This is a genomic window from Gordonia sp. 852002-10350_SCH5691597 (assembly GCF_001665715.1).
GTDB classification, from domain to species: domain Bacteria; phylum Actinomycetota; class Actinomycetes; order Mycobacteriales; family Mycobacteriaceae; genus Gordonia; species Gordonia sputi.
The window spans coordinates 1-2,755 of the sequence record NZ_LZMO01000267.1 but is presented as its reverse complement, the minus strand read 5'-3'; the positions used below and the strand labels follow the sequence as shown (position 1 = coordinate 2,755).

4 protein-coding genes are annotated in these 2,755 nt (G+C 65.0%); 1 reads left to right on the top strand and 3 read right to left on the bottom strand.

Annotated features, from left to right (window positions below; all coding sequences use genetic code 11):
* Positions 1-127: 127 nt before the first annotated feature.
* Entirely contained in the window at positions 128-469 is a 342-nt protein-coding gene (locus A5777_RS20275) for a hypothetical protein (RefSeq protein WP_082933771.1), read from the bottom strand.
* Positions 466-1,464 carry an acyl-ACP desaturase gene (locus A5777_RS20270; RefSeq protein WP_064864085.1) on the bottom strand — a complete coding sequence of 333 codons (999 nt, stop codon included), beginning with the start codon at positions 1,462-1,464 and terminating at the stop codon, positions 466-468. Before A5777_RS20270 ends, A5777_RS20275 begins: the two co-directional genes overlap by 4 nt.
* A 192-nt stretch (positions 1,465-1,656) precedes the next feature.
* Between A5777_RS20270 and A5777_RS20265 the strand changes: the two genes are divergently transcribed.
* Positions 1,657-2,373, top strand: coding sequence for a response regulator (locus tag A5777_RS20265; RefSeq protein ID WP_005204902.1), 717 nt, complete (start codon positions 1,657-1,659; stop codon positions 2,371-2,373).
* Positions 2,374-2,377: 4 nt separating this feature from the next.
* On the opposite strand, the gene A5777_RS20260 is transcribed toward A5777_RS20265, so the two are convergent.
* On the bottom strand, positions 2,378-2,755 hold a 378-nt coding region (locus A5777_RS20260), incomplete at its 5' end, for a sensor histidine kinase (RefSeq protein WP_231895134.1).

Genomic DNA, 2,755 nt, shown 5'->3' with positions numbered 1-2,755 from the left:
GTGGGTCAAGACCGCTGACCAGATCCTCGACTCCATCGCCCACTACTGCGCACGAATTAATGACTCAGAACACTAGATCGCCACGCCCTGATCGTCGGATCTGCTCACGGCGCAGAACCCGCCAGCCTCACAAAGGCAACTCACCGACGCGTCGAACATAGGACCACACGTCGGCGGCGGGCACCCCGAGCCGGTGCGCCGCGGACTGCAGCAACGCACCGAGGAGTATCGACGAGCAGTACTCCCCCGCAGCGGAATCCGTTGAGTGGGTGCGGATCTCATTCCAACGGGTCGGGTTGTGCAACGTGGCGGCCTCGGCCATCATGATCGCTTCGTCGAAGCCCTCGGGGACGTCGCGTCGCTCCGGAGTCTCACGCTCGCACGCACCGCAACATCCGTCGCAGTCCCGTGACCCGTTGTCGTCCGCAGGCGAGATCGCCAGTGCCAGCCTGTTGTCGATCACGGTCACGCCCCTGCCCTCGCCTTCTTGGCCTCGCGCTCGAGTGCGCGTTCGCGGGCGCGCTCGAACTTCTCGACCTTGACGTTCATCTCTTCGAGATAGTCGGCCAGCTTCTCCCGGTACATCTCACCCAGCGGACCGAAATCGTCGCGCTCGAAGATCCGCCACTTACGCAGCACCGGCATGACGACCTCCGAAAGGTGTTGCGGCAGATCGTAGATGCCACCCTTGGCGATCAACACCGCATTGCGTCGGAAGTTGGGCATCGTCGCGCCGGGCATCTGGAAATTCGAGACGATGCTGTAGATCGCGCACATCGCCTGATCCGGAACCAGGTCGAGGGCGCCCGCAACGACGTTGCGATAGAAGAGCATGTGCAGGTTCTCATCGGCGGCCACCCGCTGCAGCATGCGGTCGGCGATCGGGTCGCCGCACGCCTTGCCCGTGTTGCGGTGGCTCACGCGCGTCGCGAGTTCCTGGAAGCTGACGTAGCTGACCGCGAAGAGCATGTCGAAGCTGTGGTCACGCTGACCGTCGTCCTCGGGAAGCGGATTGAACCCCGATGTCATGTGCGCCATGCGGGTCTCTTCGAGTTCCACCGGGTCGACGCCGCGGGTCACGACGAGGTAGTCGCGCATCACCGTCGAGTGGCGCATCTCCTCGGCGGTCCAGCGCCCCACCCAGAAACCCCAAGCGTCGTCCAGGGAGAAGTTCTCTGCGATCACCCGGTGATACGACGGCAGGTTGTCCTCGGTCAGCAGATTGGTGATCATCGCCGCCTTCGCGACGTCGGAGAGCTGCGACTGCTCCGGATCCCAGTCGACGCCACCGAGAGCCGCGAAGTTGCGTCCCTCGTCCCAGGGCACGTAGTCGTGTGGATGCCAGTCCTTGGTCATCTTCATGTGCCGCTCGACCTCGGTCTCACATACGGGAAGCAACTCCCGCAGCAGATCCGATCCGGTCATCCCGGTGTCGCTGGTTGCTGGCCCGATGAGGCTCGTCACTGTCTCTCCTCGTCTCGTCGTCGACGCCGCGCGTGGCGGTGCGTCGTCGGATTGCGCTCGGCCCGACCACCGACCTCCCCCGACAGATACCCACTCTCGCGTGTGACGCAGGGGGCGTGAGTGAGACCAAAGTCCCGAGTGGATGGGGACCGACGTCGCGTGCTCGACTGCGACCTGCGGTAATTTCGGTGCATGCATTCCGAAGGTCAGCCGGCTCCCGCAGCGTCAGATCCCACGGCATCGGTTCCGCCCTCGCCGGACGCGTCAAGCGTTCGCGTCTTTCTCGTCGACGACCACGAGTTGGTGCGTCGAGGTCTGCGTGACCTGCTCAGCACCGCCGACGACATCGAGGTGGTCGGCGAGGCCGCATCGGTCGGCGAGGGTCGCGTCGGCATTCTCGCCGCCAAACCCGATGTCGCGGTCCTCGACGTCCGGCTCCCCGACGGCAACGGCGTCGAACTGTGCCGCGATGTGCGTGCCGCCGAACCCGAGATCCGCTGCCTCATGCTCACCAGTTACGCCGACGACGACGCACTGCTCGCCGCGGTCCTCGCGGGTGCATCCGGCTTCGTGCTCAAGCAGATCCTCGGCCATAACCTGATCGCTGCGGTGCGCACCGTCGGACGGGGCGGCTCCCTGCTCGACGACCGTTCGACCGCAGCACTGCTCGCCAAGCTGCGCGACGGGAAGAACAAGCCGTCCGATCCTCTCGCAGAACTCACCCATCAGGAACGCGAGGTGTTCAACCTCATCGGCGACGGGCTGACGAACCGTCAGATCGCACAGCGAATGTTCTTGGCGGAGAAGACGATCAAGAACTACGTCTCACGTATCCTCGCCAAGCTCGACATGCAACGACGCACCCAGGTCGCGGTGATGGCGACCAAGATCCGCGACGGCAAGGCCTGAGCCACTAGGCGAGCGGCACCGACCAGGTCAGCGTCGTCCCCGACGAACGGCCCGGTGCCACACGAGGATTGGTGACGACGGTGAAGGTTCCGTCGCATTCTTCCGCGCGGCGCGTGAGGTTCTCCAGGCCGCGATAGGTGACGTCGGTACCGATGCCCACGCCATCGTCGGTGATCTCCACCGACAGCACGTCGTCGGCGCTGACCGACACCGAGATGTGCTCGGCGTGTGCGTGGCGCAGCGCATTCGACAGTCCCTCGCGCAGCACGGCGTCGATGTGTGGCCCCAACGTGTCGGGGACAACGGTGTCGACGGGGCCGTCGAATTGCACACTCGGCGCGATCGGCGCGTGGACGGAGAGTTCGGACACGATGTCGAGGAC